The organism is Micromonospora phytophila (genome assembly GCF_023656545.1).
Classification (GTDB): domain Bacteria; phylum Actinomycetota; class Actinomycetes; order Mycobacteriales; family Micromonosporaceae; genus Micromonospora; species Micromonospora phytophila.
The window spans coordinates 1-3,517 of sequence record NZ_JAMOKF010000454.1 but is presented as its reverse complement, the minus strand read 5'-3'; the positions used below and the strand labels follow the sequence as shown (position 1 = coordinate 3,517).

At 73.7% G+C, this 3,517-nt stretch carries 4 protein-coding genes and 1 pseudogene; 2 read left to right on the top strand and 3 right to left on the bottom strand.

Annotated features, from left to right (window positions below; all coding sequences use genetic code 11):
* The coding region (locus tag NCC78_RS29425; RefSeq protein WP_250798616.1) for a hypothetical protein at positions 1-719 on the top strand (719 nt) is incomplete at its 5' end.
* Here NCC78_RS29425 and NCC78_RS29420 read toward each other — a convergent pair.
* The 3 genes from NCC78_RS29420 to NCC78_RS32735 form a co-directional block, all read right to left on the bottom strand.
* Positions 641-2,107 (bottom strand): amino acid permease, encoded by a 1,467-nt coding sequence (locus NCC78_RS29420; RefSeq protein WP_250798614.1) that lies wholly within the window; start codon positions 2,105-2,107, stop codon positions 641-643. The two genes, NCC78_RS29425 and NCC78_RS29420, sit on opposite strands and share 79 nt — an antisense overlap.
* Before the next feature lie 113 nt (positions 2,108-2,220).
* Positions 2,221-2,787: an SOUL family heme-binding protein gene (locus tag NCC78_RS29415; RefSeq protein WP_250798613.1), complete on the bottom strand. Its 567-nt coding sequence runs from the start codon at positions 2,785-2,787 to the stop codon at positions 2,221-2,223.
* Between the two features lie 39 nt (positions 2,788-2,826).
* Positions 2,827-3,156 carry a CysS/YqeB C-terminal domain-containing protein gene (locus tag NCC78_RS32735; RefSeq protein WP_443677214.1) on the bottom strand — a complete coding sequence of 110 codons (330 nt, stop codon included), beginning with the start codon at positions 3,154-3,156 and terminating at the stop codon, positions 2,827-2,829.
* Between the two features lie 66 nt (positions 3,157-3,222).
* On the opposite strand from NCC78_RS32735, the pseudogene NCC78_RS29410 reads away from it, so the two are divergent.
* Positions 3,223-3,517: pseudogene (locus NCC78_RS29410) on the top strand (hypothetical protein); the annotation flags it as partial.

Genomic DNA, 3,517 nt, shown 5'->3' with positions numbered 1-3,517 from the left:
TACGCGGGCAGCGGCGCGACGGTCCCGGCGGACCGGCCTCCGGGACCCCGGCGGACGCTCACCTGCCGCCCCGACGGGCACTGGCCACGGCGGCCTCCGTCGCCGGCGTGCTCGTGCTGGTCGCGGCCGGCATCCAGTCCCCGAGCGACCGGGAGCCGGAACTCGACCTGGCCGCCGTCGCCACCGGCCTGCTGCTGGCCGTCCTGGCCATCGGCTGCGCCCTGGCGGCGGCACCGGCCCGGACGGTTGCCCGCTGGCGGCTCGCGGCCGGGCTGGGCGCGACGGTCACCGTTGCCGTCGGGCTGGTTCGGGCCGTCCCGCCCGTCGACCGGGTCCCGCCGCAGCTGGCGCTCGGCGCGGTGCTGCTCACCGGGGTCACCCTGCTGGCGTGGGACTGGCCGGGCGGTCGCCCAGTATGGCGCTGGCACGCCGTGGCCGCCCTCGCGGCCTTCATCGCCCCGTACGCGATGCTGCTGGTCACCGTGCTCTTCACGCTGCCGCTCAAGGTGGGCGCGTCGTTCACCGCGCTGGCCGGCAACAGCGCCATCAACGCCGCCGACTCCGACGTGCTGCTCTCCCTCTGCGGGGTGCTCGCCGGTCTCGGGATGGCGCTGCTGCTGGCCTGGCCGCCGGCGCTGGGTCAGCGCCCCACGCCCGGCGACCCGCCCCGACCGGAGGCGCCACCCGGGCCGCGGGAGGCGAGCGCCGAGCGGCGGTAGCCGTAGAAGGCGTAGATCAGCGCGCCGACCACGAACCACACCGCGAAGCGCAGCCAGGTCTCCGGCGCCAGGAACGTGATCAGCCAGACGGAGAAGACCGCGCCGAGCGCCGGCACCACCGGCATGCCCGGCAGCCGGAACGTGCGCGGCGCCTCGGGGCGGCGGTAGCGCAGCACGATCACCGCGATGCAGACCACCACGAAGGCGAGCAGGATGCCGATGTTGGTCAGCTCCGCCGCCTCCCGGATCGGCAGGAACCCGGCGATCAGCGCCGAGCCCACCCCGACGATCCAGGTGACCCGGCTCGGCACCCGGCGCACCGGGTGCAGCTTGGCGAACCAGCCCGGCAGCAGGCCGTCGCGGCTCATCGAGTACCACACCCGGGTGACGCCGAGCATGAAGGTGAACATCACCGTCAGGATGCCGATGATCGCGCCGACGGCGATCACGCTGGCCAGGCCGGAGAGGCCGACCGAGGCGAAGGCGGAGGAGAAGCCGCTCTCCGGATCGATGTCCCGGTAGTTCTGCATGCCGGTCAGCACCAGGGTGGCCAGCACGTACAGCACCATCGAGAAGAGCAGCGACCAGATGATCGCCTTGGGCATGTGCCGGCGGGCGTCCCTGGACTCCTCGGCGGCCGTGCTCATCGCGTCGTAGCCGAACACCGCGAAGAAGACCGTCGCCGCGCCGGTGAACGCCCCGCTCAACCCGAACGGAAAGAACGGCGAGTAGTTCTCCGCCCGGACGTAGAAGAAGCCGACCACGATGACCAGCAGCACCACGGCGACCTTCAGCCCGACGACCGCGGTCTCGAAGCGGGCGGCGGCCTTGATGCCCCTGTTGAGCAGGAACGCGATCAGCAGGCACAGGATCACCGCGAAGAGGTCGACCACCCGCCCCTCACCGGTGCCGGGGGCACCGAGCATCCACGCCGGCACCTCCACCCCCACCTCACCGACCAGAAAGGCGAAGTAGCCGGAGATGCCGATCGCCACCACCGCCACGATCGCGGTGTACTCCAGCAGCAGGTCCCAGCCGATGAACCAGCCCACCGCCTCGCCGAGCACCGCGTACCCGTAGGTGTACGCCGAACCGGCCTTGGGAATCATGCCGGCGAACTCGGCGTACGACAGCGCGGCCGCCGCGCTGGCCAGGCCGGCGATCAGGAACGAGATCAGCACGGCCGGCCCGGCGGTCTCGCTGGCCACCGCGCCGGCGAGGGCGAAGATGCCGGCGCCGATGATGCCGCCCACCCCGATGGCGGTGAGCTGCCAGAGCCCGAGGGACCGGGCGAGTCCCTCCCCGGTCTCGTCGGCGATCTCCTCGACCGGCTTGCGGCGGAAGATCCCGTTGCCGCCGCCCGCCGTGCTTCCCGCGGAGGTCATCATCGTCCCCGTCCCTCGCCGCGCCCGGCGCGTGAAACCCGTGCGCGGTGCGGTACCCGACGCCCGACGCCCATCAATCTCCAACGAGGACACCGGCACCGGGGTGCGGCACCGGGTCACTCGACGACCGGCAGCACCACCTCGTTGCGGCGCAAAAACCACGGCTTCCACGGCGGGTCGAAGCGGGCGTACCGGATGGCGCCGCACGGCTGCAGCCCGGCGGCGGTGACCGCCCGGCCCAGCGCCCTCGCCTGCCGGTCGAACGCCCGGGCCGTCCACCGGCCGGAGAAGCGGACCGCCGCCGCGAGCTGCTCGGGGATCTCCCGGGTGTGGATCCGGGGGTCCGCCGGCTCGGGCAGCGTCTCCGGGGTGAAACTCGCCGGCATCACGAACCGCACCACCCAGCAGCCCGGCCGTTCCCCCTCCTCCTGCAGCACCGGGGCGGTCATCGCGATGGTCTCCGGCTCCGGCTCCGCCTCCTGCACCACCGGCGCGGTCGTCCCGACCGCCCGCCGGGACCGGTTGGCGCCCCCGATGTACGCGGCCAGCGGCCGGAAGGCGTCGTTGGCGACCTGGTCGAACGGCCCCTCGACCCGCACCTCGGCGACCAGGTGCGCCGGGTAGCGGCGCAGCTCGAAACCGGGTTGCCGGCTCACCACCCGGTACGGCTGCTGCTCGGTCATCGCGCGCTCCCCGTGCCCAGGGCCCCGTCGAGAGCAACGCTACCGTCCGTCAACGTCCGGCTCAGCCGAAGTCGTTTCCTCCGGCCGGGGACGCGGCGCCGACCGGGTCAGCCGCCAGTACTGCCGCCGGCCGTCGTCGCGTACCACCACCCCGGTGCGGGCCAGTTCGCCGCGCAGCTCGCGGGCCTCGCCGCCCCGCGCGAACGTGGTCAGCGCGGGTCTGACGGTGGCACCCCGGGGGGCCGTCGGGGTGTCCGGGGCGACGGGGCAAGTCCCACACCCCCGGTGGAGCAGGTCGGGCGGATTGAACTGTTCCGCCCTGTGGGCCGTACCACTGCCCGAGGATGCGGTGCGGCGCGTCAGCCACACCGCTACCGGAGCTGCGGGAGGCCTACCGTGCGAGTTGGTGAGCAGTCGACGGATCCCATCGATCAGGTGTTGGGCGAGGTGCCGGTGCCGGCGCCGCTGACCCCCGAGGACGTTCGGCTCGCGGTCCGGGCGGTGGTCGTGCACACCGCCGAGGAGTGGCCGACCGGGCCGCTGTGCCGCAACGACGGTGCGACGTACCCGTGCCGGCTGCACCGCTGGGGCCGGCGGGTGCTGGAGTCGCACGGGCTCAACGAGCGGCAGATCGACGCTCTGGTGCGGCACGGCAACCCCTTCGTGCACGTGCCCTTCCCGTTCACCGCGACCGGTCCCGCCCCGTCCCGTACGCCGGCCGGCTACCCGG

Coding starts and splice junctions, on each gene's coding strand:
- NCC78_RS29420 (WP_250798614.1), bottom strand. CDS start 2,107: ATGATGACCTCCGCGGGAAGCACGGCGGGCGGCGGCAACGGGATCTTC.
- NCC78_RS29415 (WP_250798613.1), bottom strand. CDS start 2,787: ATGACCGAGCAGCAGCCGTACCGGGTGGTGAGCCGGCAACCCGGTTTC.